Source organism: Nocardiopsis halotolerans DSM 44410, assembly GCF_000341065.1.
Lineage (GTDB): Bacteria > Actinomycetota > Actinomycetes > Streptosporangiales > Streptosporangiaceae > Nocardiopsis > Nocardiopsis halotolerans.
Genome location: NZ_ANAX01000322.1, coordinates 1 through 14,949 on the forward strand (window position 1 = coordinate 1; position 14,949 = coordinate 14,949).

Annotated in this window: 10 protein-coding genes and 2 pseudogenes; 5 read left to right on the plus strand and 7 right to left on the minus strand. The window is 72.2% G+C overall.

Annotated features, from left to right (window positions below; all coding sequences use genetic code 11):
• Positions 1–180, minus strand: a pseudogene (locus tag D455_RS33215) (hypothetical protein); the annotation flags it as partial.
• 262 nt (positions 181–442) lie between these two features.
• Here D455_RS33215 and D455_RS0123425 point away from each other — a divergent pair.
• Positions 443–1,138: a M50 family metallopeptidase gene (locus D455_RS0123425; protein ID WP_026122909.1), complete on the plus strand. Its 696-nt coding sequence runs from the start codon at positions 443–445 to the stop codon at positions 1,136–1,138.
• Positions 1,139–1,356: 218 nt separating this feature from the next.
• Here D455_RS0123425 and D455_RS0123430 read toward each other — a convergent pair whose 3' ends face one another.
• The 3 genes from D455_RS0123430 to D455_RS0123440 form a co-directional block, all read right to left on the minus strand.
• On the minus strand, positions 1,357–1,707 hold the full coding sequence (locus tag D455_RS0123430; RefSeq protein WP_017573121.1) for an STAS domain-containing protein: 351 nt from the start codon (positions 1,705–1,707) through the stop codon (positions 1,357–1,359).
• 575 nt (positions 1,708–2,282) lie between these two features.
• Positions 2,283–4,631, minus strand: a complete 2,349-nt coding sequence (locus D455_RS0123435; protein WP_040685081.1) for a hypothetical protein — start codon at positions 4,629–4,631, stop codon at positions 2,283–2,285.
• 142 nt (positions 4,632–4,773) lie between these two features.
• Complete coding sequence (locus D455_RS0123440) at positions 4,774–5,868, minus strand: CaiB/BaiF CoA transferase family protein (protein WP_017573123.1); 1,095 nt, start codon at positions 5,866–5,868, stop codon at positions 4,774–4,776.
• A 291-nt stretch (positions 5,869–6,159) separates the two neighbouring features.
• On the opposite strand from D455_RS0123440, the gene rsmA reads away from it, so the two are divergent.
• Complete coding sequence (gene rsmA, locus D455_RS0123445) at positions 6,160–7,053, plus strand: 16S rRNA (adenine(1518)-N(6)/adenine(1519)-N(6))-dimethyltransferase RsmA (protein WP_017573124.1); 894 nt, start codon at positions 6,160–6,162, stop codon at positions 7,051–7,053.
• 133 nt (positions 7,054–7,186) lie between these two features.
• On the opposite strand, the gene D455_RS0123450 is transcribed toward rsmA, so the two are convergent.
• The gene (locus tag D455_RS0123450; RefSeq protein WP_017573125.1) at positions 7,187–7,405 is read right to left on the minus strand and encodes a hypothetical protein; all 219 of its coding nucleotides are present in this window, start codon (positions 7,403–7,405) and stop codon (positions 7,187–7,189) included.
• A complete protein-coding gene (locus D455_RS0123455) occupies positions 7,392–8,831 on the minus strand; it encodes a PspC domain-containing protein (RefSeq protein ID WP_017573126.1) in 1,440 nt (479 codons plus the stop codon). The genes D455_RS0123450 and D455_RS0123455 overlap by 14 nt, the downstream gene beginning before the upstream one ends.
• Before the next feature lie 224 nt (positions 8,832–9,055).
• Here D455_RS0123455 and D455_RS0123460 point away from each other — a divergent pair, with 224 nt between their 5' ends.
• The gene (locus tag D455_RS0123460; RefSeq protein WP_040685082.1) at positions 9,056–10,273 is read left to right on the plus strand and encodes an ATP-binding protein; all 1,218 of its coding nucleotides are present in this window, start codon (positions 9,056–9,058) and stop codon (positions 10,271–10,273) included.
• Between the two features lie 113 nt (positions 10,274–10,386).
• The gene (locus tag D455_RS0123465; RefSeq protein ID WP_017573128.1) at positions 10,387–11,058 is read left to right on the plus strand and encodes a response regulator; all 672 of its coding nucleotides are present in this window, start codon (positions 10,387–10,389) and stop codon (positions 11,056–11,058) included.
• 300 nt (positions 11,059–11,358) lie between these two features.
• Here the strand turns inward: D455_RS0123465 and D455_RS31490 are convergent.
• Positions 11,359–12,184: pseudogene (locus D455_RS31490) on the minus strand (nucleoside hydrolase); the annotation flags it as partial.
• A gap of 222 nt (positions 12,185–12,406) precedes the next feature.
• Here D455_RS31490 and pcrA point away from each other — a divergent pair.
• Positions 12,407–14,740, plus strand: coding sequence for a DNA helicase PcrA (pcrA, locus tag D455_RS0123475; RefSeq protein ID WP_017573130.1), 2,334 nt, complete (start codon positions 12,407–12,409; stop codon positions 14,738–14,740).
• Positions 14,741–14,949: the final 209 nt, after the last annotated feature.

Genomic DNA, 14,949 nt, shown 5'->3' on the forward strand with positions numbered 1-14,949 from the left:
GCCCTTCTTCCAGCCGTGGTCGTGACCATGGTCGTGGCCGTTGTCGTGACCGTTCTCGTGCCAGCCGTTGTCGTGACCGTGGTACCCGTTGTGGTCGTCGTCCGCGACGGCGGGGGAGGCGGCGCCGATGACGGCACCGGCGGTCAGGGCCATAAGGGCGAGTCCAGCGATACGCTTCACAATGATCCTTGCTATGAGTAGTGGCTAACTCACTGACAGTGATGAATGTAGGTCGGCGAATCCTGTTTGGCCAGTTCATCAGCGCCGGGAAGTCACATTGATCTCCGGGGGCGCCTGAATCACACCTCCGGACACGCCATCTCCGCAAATGCCCTAAAGTTCGGCAAGGGTCCCTGTTATCCGCGTCTCCCGGCAGCCGTGGCGCGCACCGGTGGGGCCCGTGCACGGTTCGGCCGAACAGGGGGCACACGTGGGAACGACCTTGGGTGACGTCTGGCGAGAGGTGTTGTCCGTCCAGCCCGAGCCGGAGCGGTGGATCGTCATCACCGCGGCCGTGCTGGCCCTGGCCTCCGTGGTACTCGGCCCGCCCTGGCGGATCGGACGCAACGTCGTGACCATCGCCCACGAGGGGGGACACGCCCTGGTCGCCCTGCTCAGCGGGCGCCAGCTCACCGGTATCCGGCTGCACTCGGACACCTCCGGGGTCACCGTCTCCCGGGGCAGGCCGACCGGTGCCGGTATGATCCTGACGGTCTTCGCGGGCTACGTCTCCCCGTCGCTCATCGGTCTCCTCGGCATCCTCATGCTGCTGTCGGACCGCGTCACCGCGCTGCTGTGGCTGAGCATCGTCGTCCTCGCGGCCATGCTGCTGATGATCCGCAACGTCTACGGCGTGGTGTCGATCGTGGCGACCGGCGCGGTGGTGTTCGGGGTCAGCTGGTTCACCCCGGCGGAGGTCCAGGCGGCCTTCGCCTACCTGTTCATCTGGTTCCTGCTCTTCGCTGGCGTCCGCCCGGTCCTCGAACTCCAGGCGCAGCGAAGGCGCAACCCCTCACCGCACTCCGACGCCGACCAGCTGGCCCGCCTCACCGGAGTGCCCGGAACCCTGTGGGTCGGTGTCTTCCTCCTGGTCAACGCCGCGGTGGCCGCGCTCGGTGTGTGGCTGCTGCTCTTCTAGGGCGTTGGCGGGGGTCCACCGGAGCCCCCGCGGACAGGACGAAGAGCCGTCGAGGCTCAGTGCGCGCCCATGGCCCCGGGGGCCTTCGCGCGGCACTCCACCTCCATACGGACGGCCATGTGCCGCCCTCATCGAATCCGGAGGCGTCCGCGCCGGGCCGGGCGCGCAGAGAGGAGGGGCGCGACCTCGGTCGCGCCCCTCCCACGTGTCGGGGGTGGCTAGGCCCGCGAGGCCGAGAGCGCCTCGGAGACCGTCGCGAAGACGGGGATGCGTGTGTCGAGCGAGGTCACACGCAGGATCTGCAACACCCGCTGGATGGGTGACGCGATCGCCAGGAGCGCCTTCTGCTCCTTGGCCGCCTTGTGCGCGCGGATCAGGACGCGCAGGCCACTGGAGTCGATGAAGCGCAGGTCGGCGCAGTCCAGGACGACGCGGCCGAAGGGCTGCGTGGTGAGAGCCTCGGTCACCGCGTCCTGGAAGCGGTGCTCGGTGGCCATGTCGATCTCACCGTCCAACGCCAGAACCCGTCCGGCGTCGTGCAGGGTGGAGGAGATGGTCAGGTCGGGCATGGCGACTCCGGCGTATTCGGGCCCTGCCCGACGGGTCGGCGCGGCAGGCCGCGCACGGCTCCAGGAGCGCGTGCCGACCGGGACGTTCGTCGTGTTACCGCGGTGGCCAAGCTGATGGTTCATCAAGTTCCTTGCGTGATGCCCCCGGAACGGGGATGAAACGCCCTTCTCGCCTGGATCTGCTGGAGAGTCGCGCGGGAGCGCGGCTGTCCGGCAAACGTACGAACCCGGGTGGAAAGTTCCTGCGTGTCCCGTGTTCCGCCATGGAGGCCGCGGAGACGGGCGGTGCGCCAGCGGACGCGCGATCGCTGCTTCGGGCCACTTCCCGCCCTCCGCACCTGTGTGAACCCGCCCGCGGGGGCGGACATTCCCCGCCGGGAGGGCGGGGTGGCCGCCGGGAGACGGTTTCGGGGTCTCTCCGCGCGGCCGGTTCGGCGCCCGTCGGACACCGTGGTGTCGCCTACAGGGGCCGTCCAACCATGGATTTTACCACAGGGCCGTAGCCGATTCGTGACGTGAGCGACGCAAGGTCGTGCTCGCGTGCTTTGCTCTCCCTGTGCTTGGTGAGGCGTACATCACATGCACTGGGCGTTCTCTACGGGTTCGGGACCGTGTGTCCGGTCCTCGTCCCGCTGCTGGAGGGCCCACACGCACGCTGACAGCGTCAGGGGCACCGCCACCGTCAACGCGATCGCCGGGATCGCCACCCCCGAGTCGTTGACCGCGAAGCCCACCAACGCGGTCACCAGGGAACCCGTCAGCCCCGCCCGCAGCGTCGGCGCGTATTCGTAGGCCACCTGGAGCGCGCCGATCCGCCAGTGGGTCGGCCTGTGGAGCATCACGAACAGGAACACCAGCGCGCATCCGGCCAGGAGGGTGAGGTGCCAGTTGCCCAGTGTCCCCAGCATCGCGCTGAGCTTGCGGGCCACCACCGCACCCGCCTCGCCGCTGACCACCTGGGCGGCGAACGCGCCCAGGTGGCTGCGGTCCTCGGCCGGTCGCAGGTAGTCCAGCCACGACAGCAGGGAGATCGCCGTCACCGTCACCACGCCCACCACGGCCAGGCGCAGCGCAGTGACGCGTACTCCGGCGATCATCATCGTCGTCACCGCCAGCCCCGGGATCAGCGCGATCACCCCGCCGAAGTCGGTACCCAACCCCGGCCAGCCCACGACCAGTACCGTCGACGCCCCGACGACCAGGGTCGCCACCACGGCGGTGCGGCGCCATCCCCGTGTGACCAGCTCGTGGGACATTCCGGCCACGGTCATGAGCATCCCCGTCGCGAACGTCGCGAACCCGATGTTGCCGACCCCGTAGAACCGGCCCGCCACGATCGGCGAGTACCCCGTGGGCGAGTTCAACTGGAGGTGGGCGCCGGTGCACAGGTCGACGAAGAGCACCATCGTGGTCGCGCCCGCCACCACCGTCATCGGACCCAGGACGGTGCGCCGCCACGGTCCCGCCATGGCCAGCGCCACCACCAGCGCGTCCGCGACCAGGACGCTCACCAGCAGCGACACCAGAGGCGCGGACGAGGCCCACCACGGGATGAGGTTGGACAGGTAGCTGGCCACCGGGAAGGCGGCCCCGGCCAGGGCCACGACCCGCGTCAGCGTCAGCACGCGCGCGCGTTTGCCGCGCTGCTTCTTCGAGTAGCGGTGCAGCGCGTAGGCCGCCGCCGCGTAGACGAGCACCTGGAAGACGACCAACCCGCTGAAGAACCCCGGGATGGCGGCGCCCACCACGACCGCGGCGGTGTTGACCTCCACCAGCCGCCCGACGGCCCGCTCGGTCGTCGGAGGCCGTTCGGTCAGGTGCCAGGCCCGGCCGCTGGTCGGCTCCGTGGCCCGCATCCCCAGAGCGGTCAGGACGGTCGGCGTGGTGTCGGTGAGCACCACCAGCCCCGCGCGCCGGGTCGAGTCCGAGGCCAGGAAGGCCTCCTCCCCGGTGAACCCCTCCTCGGTGATCCCACCGGACAGGGCCATCGTGAGCTGGGACGGGCCGGTGTCCATGGAGACGCCGACGACCATCAGGGACGAGCCGACCGGCAGGACGCCCTCCAACGTCCGCAGCCGCGCGTCCAGGTTGGCCAGCGCGTTGTCGCGCTCCCACTCGGGGACGTCCTCGGGGTCGGGCTCGGGCGGCCGTCGCGCCTCCTCTCCCTCCTCGTCCACCTCCGCGAACTCCCCGGGGGGAGCCTGCGCGGCCTCCCGGGCCTCCTCGTCGGTGATCGGCGGGTCGGGGTAGTCCGGGTAGAGCCGGGTGAGTCCGGCCAGTTCGACCGCCGCCAGGGAGATCCCCTCCAGGCGTTCGGTGGTCAGGTCGCGTACGCCGTCGACGTAGTGGTCGACCCGCCCGGAGGAGTCGGCCACGCCCAGGGCGGCTCCGGGGCCGACGGCGAGCGTGGTCCCGCCCGCCTCGCGGACGGTCTGCCCGAGCAGGCCCACGGGCGCGCCGAAGGGGGATCTCGCGTTCTGGTGGACGTAGGCGTCGAATCCGGGGACGACCGCGCCGGAGCCGGTGCGTTCGGGCCACGGCGCGGCCTCGCACACCGTGAAGCGCTCCCGGATGGACAGTGCGCGCTGCCCCGCCGACACCGACAGCCAGCCGTCGGTGGGGCAGGTGCGGGAGGTGGCGGTGCGGATCGACACGTTGCCGACGGAGCCCCGCTCCGCCATCTTCCACAGGGTTGGCGTGGTCTCGGGGTTCACGTCCTGCCACAGCAGTCCCGGGATTCCCACAAGCACCACGGGTCCGTCGCGTCGGCCCTCCGTCCCCGAGGAAACGGCGGCGGCGCCGTCCCCGGGCACGACGGGGCCGGCCGCGGCGGGTGCGGTACACAACAGCACCGCCGCGGTCAGCAGCAGGGCACACAGGCGCCCTCTCCAGCGCCTCCCCGGTGTGACGAGCCGTCGTGGCATGGCGGACCCCCCGTCGCGCGCTCAGCCGGACTGGTCGATCACCCTAGCCACTCTCCTCGCCACGTAGGGGGATCCGCGTGTTCCGGGCGCGTGCGGATCCGCGCGTGCCCGGAACACGGACGGCGGACGGGCCGGGTCCCGGTCAGGGGGTGACACCCCACGAGCGGAGGGTCTCGTCGGTGTCGGGCTGTTTCCGCCCCCGGGTGACCCCGCCCGGTGTGCGGTCGAAGCGGGGCGCCGGACCGGGGATCACCCGGTCGCCGTCACGGGTGAGGGAACCCCGGGCCCGCACGTGCGGGTGGTCGGGGGCCTCCTCCAGGGACAGGACGGGCATCACGCAGGCGTCGACGCCGTCGAACACCTCGCCCCACGCGTCACGGGTGCGGGTGCGCAGGACCTCGGCGAAGCGCTCGCGCAGCCGCGGCCAGCCCGACCGGTCCCACTGGTCGGGCAGGTCCTCCCCGGCCAGGCCGGTGCCCTCCAGGAAGGCGGCGTAGAACTGGGGCTCGATGCAGCCGACCGACACGTACCGGCCGTCGGAGCACTCGTAGACGTCGTACCAGGGCGCGCCGGTGTCCAGGTAGTTGGCGCCCCGCTCGTCGGTCCAGGAGCCGCGCGAGCGGTCCTCGTGCACCATCGACGTCAGGAGGGCGCTGCCGTCCACCATGGCGGCGTCCACGACCTGGCCGCGGCCGGAGGTCTGGCGTTCGACCAGGGCGCTGAGGATGCCGGTGACCGCGAACATGGTGCCCCCGGCGAAGTCGCCGAGGAGGTTGACCGGCGGGACCGGCGGTCCCCCGGCGCGTCCGATGGCGTGCAGGGCGCCGTTGACGGAGATGTAGTTCACGTCGTGCCCGGCGGTGCGGGCGAGCGGACCGTCCTGGCCCCAGCCGGTGACCCTCGCGTAGACCAGGCGCGGGTTGAGTTCGAGGCAGACGTCGGGGCCGAGGCCGAGGCGCTCCATGACGCCGGGACGGAAGCCCTCCAGGAGCGCGTCGGCGCGGGAGACCAGGTCGCGGGCGAGCGCGCGGCCCCCGTCGGACTTGAGGTCGGCGGGCAGGACGGTACGGCCCTCGCTCATGTGGGGGCCTCCCGCACCGGCGTTCATGGCGTCGGCGGCCCCGGGGCGGTCGAGGCGGATGACGCTGGCGCCCAGGTCGGCGAGGAGCATCCCGGCCATCGGTGCCGGGCCGATACCGGTGAACTCGACGACACGGATTCCGTTGAGGGGTCCCATGGGCGCTCTCCAGGCGGTAGGGGCGTGGCTTACCAGAACGACGTTCGGTTCATTGTGCAGGCTCGGGCCCCGCGGCGCCACAGCGGCACACGGAGGGCCGTCGGTCGTGGAGGGCGGAGAACGAAGCCCCTTCCGGCCGGACACGAGAACCGCCGTACCACGGTGTCCGCGAGAACCGGCGGAGCCAGCGGCCGCACCGCGGAGCGCGCCCGCTCGACCGGTGACGCCCTCCCCGGGGCTCCGCCCACCGCCGGTCACGGGGCGGTGGGCGGGAGCTGGCAAGATGTTGGAGTGACACAGACACCCGCACCCGACGACCGCGCCCGCCTGCTCACCCCCGCCGACGTGCGGGTCCTCGCCGAGCGGTTCGGGATCAGGCCCACCAAGACCCTGGGTCAGAACTTCGTCATCGACCACGGCACCGTCCGCCGCATCGTGCGGGTCGCGGGGGTCACCGACGAGGACTCCGTGGTCGAGGTCGGCCCGGGACTGGGTTCGCTCACCCTGGCGCTGCTTCCGCACGCGCGCCACGTGACCGCGGTGGAGATCGACCCGGCACTGGCGGCGGCGCTGCCCGGCACCGTCGCCGACCACGCCCCCGAACTCGCCGACCGGCTCACCGTCGTCCCCGGTGACGCCATGCGCGTCACCGAGATCCCCGGACCCGAACCCACGGCGCTGGTGGCCAACCTTCCCTACAACGTGTCGGTGCCGGTCCTGCTGCACATGCTGGAGCTCCTGCCCAGCCTGCGACGGGTCCTGGTCATGGTGCAGGCCGAGGTCGCCGACCGGATCACCGCCTCCCCGGGCGGACGCGTCTACGGGGTGCCCTCGGCCAAGGTCGCCTGGTACGCCGGAGCCCGCCGTGCGGGCGCGGTCGGCCGGAACGTGTTCTGGCCCGCCCCCAACGTCGACTCCGGCCTGGTCGAACTCGTCCGCCGTCCGCGGCCCGACACCAGGGCCAGCCGCGAGGAGGTCTTCCGGGTGATCGACGCGGCCTTCGCGCAGCGCCGCAAGACCCTGCGCGCCGCCCTGGCCGGATGGGCCGGTTCCGCGCCCGCCGCCGAGACCGCCCTGCGCGCGGCCGGTGTCGACCCGTCCGCGCGCGGCGAGTCGCTGGACGTGACGGCGTTCGCGGCCATCGCCGAGCACCGCCCGCGAACCTCCGACACCCCGGAGGGCTGAGCGGTGGTGAGCGGCGGCACGGCCGCGGGGCGCCTCCCCGTCCCGGTCGGCGCCCCGCTTCTCCGCGTCCCCGCGGATCCCTGTATCCCCTGTGGTCCTCGTGCCCCCGCGTCCCGGGCCGGGGGCGTGTCCCTCACTCCCGGAGTTCGGGCCGGCTCGCCGCCCGCCTCGCCCGTGACCTGGTGAGCGCGCGGGCCACCACCGCGGCGCCCATCCCCACCACCAGGACCGGCAGCACCCACAGGACGTTGAACTCCCAGTCGCCGGTGCCGCGCACGACGAACGCGACCGCCAGGCCGAGGAACAGCAGGCCCGCGACCAGCGAGCCCCAGTCGGTCCTACACCTCGCCACGCCTCACCTCCACAACCCCGACCAGTGAGTCGGTACGCACGTTGATCCGCGGGGCTTCGGCCCCGCCGCCGCCCCGCGGTCCCCCCTCCGCCCCGGCGCCCGCGGCGGGCTCGAGAACCTCCTCGTAGGTCAGGGAGACACCGGCCATGTCGTTCCAGCCGTTCTCCCAGCTGACGTCCACCCCTCCCAGGCCGACCTCCGAGGTCACCGCGACACGCGCGTCCTCGGGCAGGATCAGCTCGACATGGCCCGCGTCCAGCCGCAGCGACACGTCGACGGTGTCTCCGGGGCCCAGGTCCTCCAGACCGGTCAGGTCCAGGGTCCCCGAGCCGAGGGTGAGCCGGTGCTCGGCGGCCTCGGCCGCGGCCACCGTGGTCGGGCGCCACGTCTCGTCGCCGATCCGCACCTGGGTCAGATCGTTCACCGACGCGACCGACAACAACAGGGCGACCACTGTTCCCATGGGCATCAGCCCACGGGGGTTGCCCGCCCACGCGCCGACCACCGCGTACACGCCGATCACGGCCAGGGCGCCCGAGAGGAAGAACACCCCGGTCTCCGGGCCGAGCAGCAGTTCGACCGTGCGCCCGCTCCACAGCGAGGACGACGCGCCGAACACGAACACCGGAACCAGGACGGCCCCGGCCACGAGCGTCCACAGGGCCAGGGAGGCCAACGACACACGCCGCCCACGGCACGGGGCCGACCCGCCGGGGTCGGACACACCGGGGACTCCCCCCTCCCCGGGCCGGTCCTCCCCGTCGGCGTCGCCCTCCTCACCCTCCTCCTCGTCGTCCCCGCGGCCCCCTGCCTTCCGCGCGGCGGAGCGCTCCGACACCACCGCCAGGTCCACCGGGCCGTGCGGTGCGGACGCCCACGGCTGGGCCGGGTTGTAGTAGGCCGGGGTCGGCTCCGGGGACGGCGTCGCGGGAGGCGGTTCCTTCGTCTCCAGATCCCTGCGCAGCCGTGTGAACGCGCCCCGCAGGTCCACCCCCCGGTTGCGGGCGGTGAGCAACCCCAGAACCAGGGGCACCGCCAGCACCAGCGTCGACCACTCCAGACCGCCGACCAGGCTGAACGCCGTGGCGACGGCCAGCCCGAGCGCCAGCAGAGTGGGCACCGTCCGTGGCGGGATGCCGCGGTTGAGCATCTGCTCGAACGTCGCCGGGCCGCCGTGGGCGTCGCGTATCAGCATCCACGCGGCGATGTAGAGCAGCAGCCCCGTCGCCCCGGCGAAGGACGTCAGCACGAAGGCCGTCCGCCACACCACCGGGTCGACTCCGGTGTACCGGCCCAGGCCCGCGCACACGCCGGCGAGGACACGGTCGTCCTCCCCCTTGCGCAGTTCGCGCTCGGGGGCACCGGCGTCCGCGTCCGCCGCACCGGACACGGACGCGGCCCCGTCCGGCCCCGGATCGTCACTCATGCTCACTCACCGCGCTCTCCTCACCCACCCATGGTCACCCGCCATCGTCCACCAGAACATCCGGGACGACCCTGAACCCACCCTGACCGGGGCCGGGGCAGGACCAGGGGTGTGCCCCCGATGCCCGAGCGTGCCGGAGGAGGGCATCCTGGACGACACAGGACCCAACGAACGCGGCGCGCGGGTACGCCCACGGCCGCACGGACGAAAGCGGTGATCGGGCGGTGGCAGCAACGGCCGTGGACACCCCGCGGCTCACCCGCGCGGTCGGGGGCAGGCTCCTCGGCGGCGTCGCCGCCGGGCTCGCCCGCCACCTCGACCTCGACCCGGTGGTCGTCCGCCTCGCCCTCATGGCCCTGTCCGTGGGCGGTATCGGCATCGCCGTCTACGTCGCCCTGTACTTCCTCGTGCCCGCCGAGGCCGAGCCGGAGACCAGGGAGGGGGAGGGGGAGACCACCGGGCCGGACAGCCGCCGCAAGGGTCGCGACGTCTCCCAGCTCGTCGCCTACGTCGGCCTCGCCGGGGCACTCGGCGTCCTGTTCCTGCTCTTCGGAGGGGTCTTCGATCCGCTGCTGTGGTTCGTGGTCTTCGGCACCCTCGGCGGGATCATCCTCTGGCAGCAGGCCAACCCCTCCCAGCGCGACGAGTGGATGACCACCACGGTCGGCCGCTCCGCCCCCAAGGGCATCATGCGCGCGGGCGCGGGCGTCCTGCTCGTCGTCGTCGGCGTCATCGGCTTCCTCGTGTTCCAGGAGCAGCTCCAGAACGCCCGCGCCGGACTGACCTTCGCCTTCACCGTGCTCGCGGGCATCGGGCTCATCGTGGCCCCGTGGATCGTCGGCCTGGTCCGCGAACGCGACCAGGAGCGCCGTGAGCGCATCCGCAACGCCGAGCGCGCCGAACTCGCCGCCCACATCCACGACTCCGTCCTGCACACCCTGACCCTCATCCAGCGCCGCGCCGACGACCCCCGCGAGGTGCAGCGCCTCGCCCGCGTCCAGGAGCGGGCCCTGCGCAGCTGGCTCTACCAGCGCCCCGCCGACGCCGACACCACCGTCTCGCCCGCGCTCGAACGCGTCGCCGCCGAGGTGGAGGAGGAGCACGGGATTCCCATCGAGGTGGTGTGCGTGGGGGACTGCCCCATGGACGACGCGCTCGCCGCCATGCTCCGCGCCGCCCGCGAGGCCATGGTCAACGCCTCCAAGTACGCCGGGACGGAGAGCATCTCCGTGTTCGGCGAGGTCGAACAGGAGGAGGTGCTGGTGTTCGTCCGCGACCGCGGCACCGGGTTCGACATGGACGACATCCCCGAGGACCGGATGGGCGTGCGCGGTTCCATCCTCGGCCGGATGGAGCGCCACGGCGGCTCGGCGCGCATCCGTACCGGTCCCGGCGAAGGTACCGAGGTGCAGCTGCGCATGCCGCGCATCCCCGATCTCTAGTTCCGGGGGCGCCGGGGTTCCGGTCCCGGAGCGCCGGGGACGGTACGTCGCGCCGCGGCCGGATACGGACACCGGATGTCCCCGTCAGCGCCGACGTGGGTAGAGTCCACGGTGTGGTAGACGAGAGCACGACCTTCAGCGACGGTGGCGCGGTCCCCCGCGTCGTGATCGTGGACGACCACCGGCTGTTCCGCAGCGGTGTGCGCGGTGAGCTGGGCGACGCGGTGGACGTCGTCGGCGAGGCCGGGGACGTCGACAGCGCCGTGCACGTCATCGGGGAGCGACAGCCCGACCTCGTCCTGCTGGACGTCCACCTGCCCGGCGGCGGGGGCGTGGAGGTGCTGCGCCGGGTCCTGGCCCAGCACCCCCAGATCCGCTTCCTCGCGCTGTCGGTCTCCGACGCCGCCGAGGACGTCATCGGCGTGGTGCGCGGCGGTGCCCGCGGCTACGTCACCAAGACCATCTCCGGCAGGGAACTGGCCGACGCCATCGTGCGGGTGGCCGACGGCGACGCGGTGTTCTCCCCGCGCCTGGCCGGTTTCGTGCTGGACGCGTTCTCCGCGACCGACGCCCCGCCCGTGGACCCCGAGCTGGACCGGCTGACCCAGCGCGAGCGCGAGGTGCTGCGGCACATCGCGCGCGGCTACGCCTACAAGGAGGTCGCCAAGGAGCTGTTCATCTCCGTCAAGACCGTGGAGACCCACGTGTCGTCGGTGCTGCGCAAGCTCCAGCTGTCGAACCGCCACGAGCTGAGCCGCTGGGCGACCGCCCGCAGACTCGTCTGAGGCCCGCGCCGGGCCCTGGCACCGGGAGCGGGGTGGCCGGTGACCGGGGCTGAACGCTGGGAGTGGGCCGCCTGGTGGTCGTGGGCCGGGGGAGGCCGGAGGGCACGGCGAAGCCGGCGTCGCTCGGGACCCCCACATCCATGGGATCACCGGCGCGAGCGCGCCGCCAGCCCCCACCGGAACCTGTGGAGAACCCGGCCCCGCCCGGACCGCTCAGCGCAGCGAGTCGAGCATCCGCCCCAGGAACTCGGCCTCGGCCACCTCCGTGACCACGCGCGCGGGGCGGCGGTCGTCGTCCTTCGGACGCGGGCGCAGGTCGGCCACGGTCATCCCCCGCGTGAGCCCGCCGGTCAGCTCCACCCGCAGCGGCGCCTCGACCGCCTCCGTCACCAGGTGCGGGTCCACCAGTACCGCCGCCGCCAGCGGGTCGTGCATCGCGCACTGGCGGACCCCGAAGATCCCCGAGTAGAAGTCGGCGTAGAAGTCCAGGAACGCCGACGTGCGCTCGGCACGCTCGCCCGGAACCGTCCGCAACTCCTCCAGCCACGCGGGGGTGGCCACCGTCCTCATGGTGATGTCCAGCGCCACCAGGTCCAGGTCGAACCCGGCCGCGAACACCGCCTCCGCGGCCTCGGGGTCGTTGCCGATGTTGGCCTCGGCGTGCGAGGACACGTTGCCGGGAACGCGCACCGCGCCGCCCATCACCACCAGGCGCCGCACCAGCCTCGGCAGTTCCGGCTCCAGGCCCAGCGCGACCGCCAGGTTCGTCAGCGGGCCGACCGCCAGCACGTCGATCTCGCCCGGGTGCTGCCGGACCAGGCGCACCAGCAGTTCGGCCGCGCTCTCGGCGACCGGCTTGCCCGAGGGACCGGGCAGTTCCACGTCGCCCAGACCGTTGCCGCCGTGCACGTGGGAGGCCAGGCGGGGCGGCTGCACCAGCGGGCGCNGGAACGTCCGGACGGCCGTACAGCTTCAGCAGCCGCAACGCGTTGTCGGCCGTGACGTCCACGCTGTTGTTGCCGAACACCGCCCCCACGCCGACGATCTCCACCTCGGGCCTCGCGGCCAGGTAGGCGAGCGCGACGGCGTCGTCGATCCCCGGGTCGCAGTCGACGAACACGCGCATGGTGAGAAACTCCCCTTCAGAACAAGAGGGCCCCCGATCGGGAACCCGTACCGAAACAGCGTAGGACGCCGGTCGGGCCGCTTTCGACGGCGGACCCGGGAGGGCCTCGGGACGGAACCGGGCCGGGTACCGGGCCGTGCGGGACGGACGGGGCGGACCCACGGCGAGGCGCTCCTGTGCACGGGGACGGTGACGTCGCCGGGCGGCCGTAACCTGGATGCCGTGTCCTCCCAAGAGCAGCTTCTCGAAGGTCTGAACGGTCCCCAGCGCGACGCCGTCACCCACAGCGGCGCACCGCTCCTGATCGTGGCGGGTGCCGGGTCCGGGAAGACCCGTGTCCTCACCCACCGCATCGCCCACCTCATGGCCGAACGCGGTGTCCGCCCCGGCGAGATCCTCGCCATCACCTTCACCAACAAGGCCGCCGCCGAGATGCGCGAGCGCATCCAGGCGCTGCTGGGCGTGCGCGCCGCGAACACCATGTGGACGATGACGTTCCACTCGGCGTGTGTGCGCATCCTGCGCAGGGAGGCCTCCCGGCTCGGCTACCCGAGCAGCTTCACCATCTACGACTCCGCCGACTCCGCGCGCCTGATGCAGCTGGTGTGCAAGGAGATGGACCTGGACCCCAAGCGGTTCCCGCCCAAGGCGTTCTCAGCCCAGGTGTCCAACCTCAAGAACGAGCTGGTCGACTACGACACGTTCGCCGGGCAGGCCCAGACCGAGCAGGAGAAGAAGCTCGCCGAGGCCTACCAGCTCTACCAGCACCGCCTGCACGAGGCGGGCGCCATGGACTTCGACGACCTGATCATGATCACCGTCAACCTGTTCCAGATGTTCCCGGACGTCGCCGAGTACTACCGGCGCCGCTTCCGGCACGTCATGGTGGACGAGTACCAGGACACCAACCACGCCCAGTACGTGTTCGTCCGCGAGCTGGTCGGCGTCGCCGAGGACTCCGACACCAGCGTGGTGCCGCCCGCGGAGCTGTGCGTGGTCGGCGACGCCGACCAGTCCATCTACGCGTTCCGCGGCGCCACCATCCGCAACATCCTGGAGTTCGAGCGGGACTTCCCCAAGGCGCGCACCATCCTCCTGGAGCAGAACTACCGCTCCACCCAGACCATCCTGTCGGCGGCCAACGCCGTCATCGACCGCAACGAGGGGCGCCCGGCCAAGAACCTGTGGTCGGAGCAGGGCGAGGGAGCGGCCATCGTCGGCTACGTCGCCGACAACGAGCACGACGAGGCCGCCTTCGTGGTCGGGGAGATCGACAAGCTCACCGACGACGGGGCGGTCACCCCGGGCCAGGTCGCGGTGTTCTACCGGACCAACGCCCAGTCCCGTGTGTTCGAGGACGTGTTCATCCGGACCGGACTGCCGTACAGGATCGTCGGAGGCGTGCGCTTCTACGAGCGCAAGGAGATCCGCGACATCCTCGCCTACCTGCGGGTCCTGGCCAACCCCGAGGACACCGTCAGCCTGCGGCGCATCCTCAACGTGCCCAAGCGCGGCATCGGTGCGCGGGCGGAGGAGTCGGTGGAGCTGTTCGCCGCGCGTGAGCGCGTCTCCTTCGCCAAGGCGCTGCGCCGCGTGGACGAGGTACCGGGGATGGCCACCCGCTCGGTCAGGGCGGTGCGCAACTTCACCGCGCTGCTGGACGAGCTGGCGGAGACCGTGCCGGACGGCACGCCCGCGGAGATCGTCGAGGCGGTGCTGAACAAGACCGGGTACCTGTCCGAGCTGGCGGAGTCCAAGGACCTCCAGGACGAGAGCCGGGTGGAGAACCTGGAGGAGTTCGTCGACCTCGCCCGGGAGTTCGAGCACACCTTCGCGGAGCTCCTGGCACAGGAGCCCGCGGACGACGAGGAGGGTGAGGAGGACGCCGGGGCCGTCGACCCGGGGCCGCCCACGCTGGTCGACTTCCTGGAGCGGATCTCCCTGGTGGCGGACACCGACCAGATCCCCGACGAGGACGACGAGGGCGGGGTGGTCACACTGATGACCCTGCACGCGGCCAAGGGGCTGGAGTTCCCGGTGGTGTTCCTCAGCGGCCTGGAGGACGGTGTGTTCCCGCACACCCGCACACTCGGGGACAAGACGCAGCTGGAGGAGGAGCGTCGTCTGGCCTACGTGGGCCTGACCCGGGCGCAGCGGCTGCTGTACGTCAGCCGCGCGGCCGTGCGCAGCGCGTGGGGGACGCCGTCCTACAACCCCGCGTCGCGGTTCCTGGACGAGATCCCCCCGTCCCTGGTCGAGTGGCGCCGCGCCGAGTCCACGTTGGCGGCTCCGCCCAGTCGCAGCATCGGTGGCGGTCGTGGCCCGGGAGGCTTCGGAGGGGGCGCCCGTTCCCGGGGCGGTGGTGGCGCGGCCAGGGCGGCCAAGGAGGCCCCGACACTGAGTGTGGGCGACCTGGTCAACCACGACTCCTTCGGCATGGGCCGGGTACAGCTGGTCGAGGGCGCCGGGGACAGGACCAAGGCCCGTATCGACTTCGGTGCGGACATCGGGGAGAAGGACTTCCTGGTCAAGTACGCCCCGATCGAGAAGCTCTGACCCGCGGCATGCACGGCGTTCCGCCCCGGTCTGCTCCGGTCCGGAGTGGTCCGGGGCGGAATCCGTAGGACACGACACCCACAAGATTCGGTAAACGTGTCCCGACCACTCCCGCGCAGGGGTAGAGTTGGGAACGACCGAGCGAGACGGACGCGGTTTCCCCGCGGACGGGCCGGTCACCTCCTCCGAAATCATCTGGTTCGAGCAGT

What these genes read in the sequence shown, in the direction of transcription:
- D455_RS0123430 (WP_017573121.1), bottom strand. Translation starts at nt 1,707, where the DNA reads ATGCCCGACCTGACCATCTCCTCCACCCTGCACGACGCCGGACGGGTT.
- D455_RS0123435 (WP_040685081.1), bottom strand. Translation starts at nt 4,631, where the DNA reads ATGCCACGACGGCTCGTCACACCGGGGAGGCGCTGGAGAGGGCGCCTG.
- D455_RS0123440 (WP_017573123.1), bottom strand. Translation starts at nt 5,868, where the DNA reads ATGGGACCCCTCAACGGAATCCGTGTCGTCGAGTTCACCGGTATCGGC.
- D455_RS0123455 (WP_017573126.1), bottom strand. Translation starts at nt 8,831, where the DNA reads ATGAGTGACGATCCGGGGCCGGACGGGGCCGCGTCCGTGTCCGGTGCG.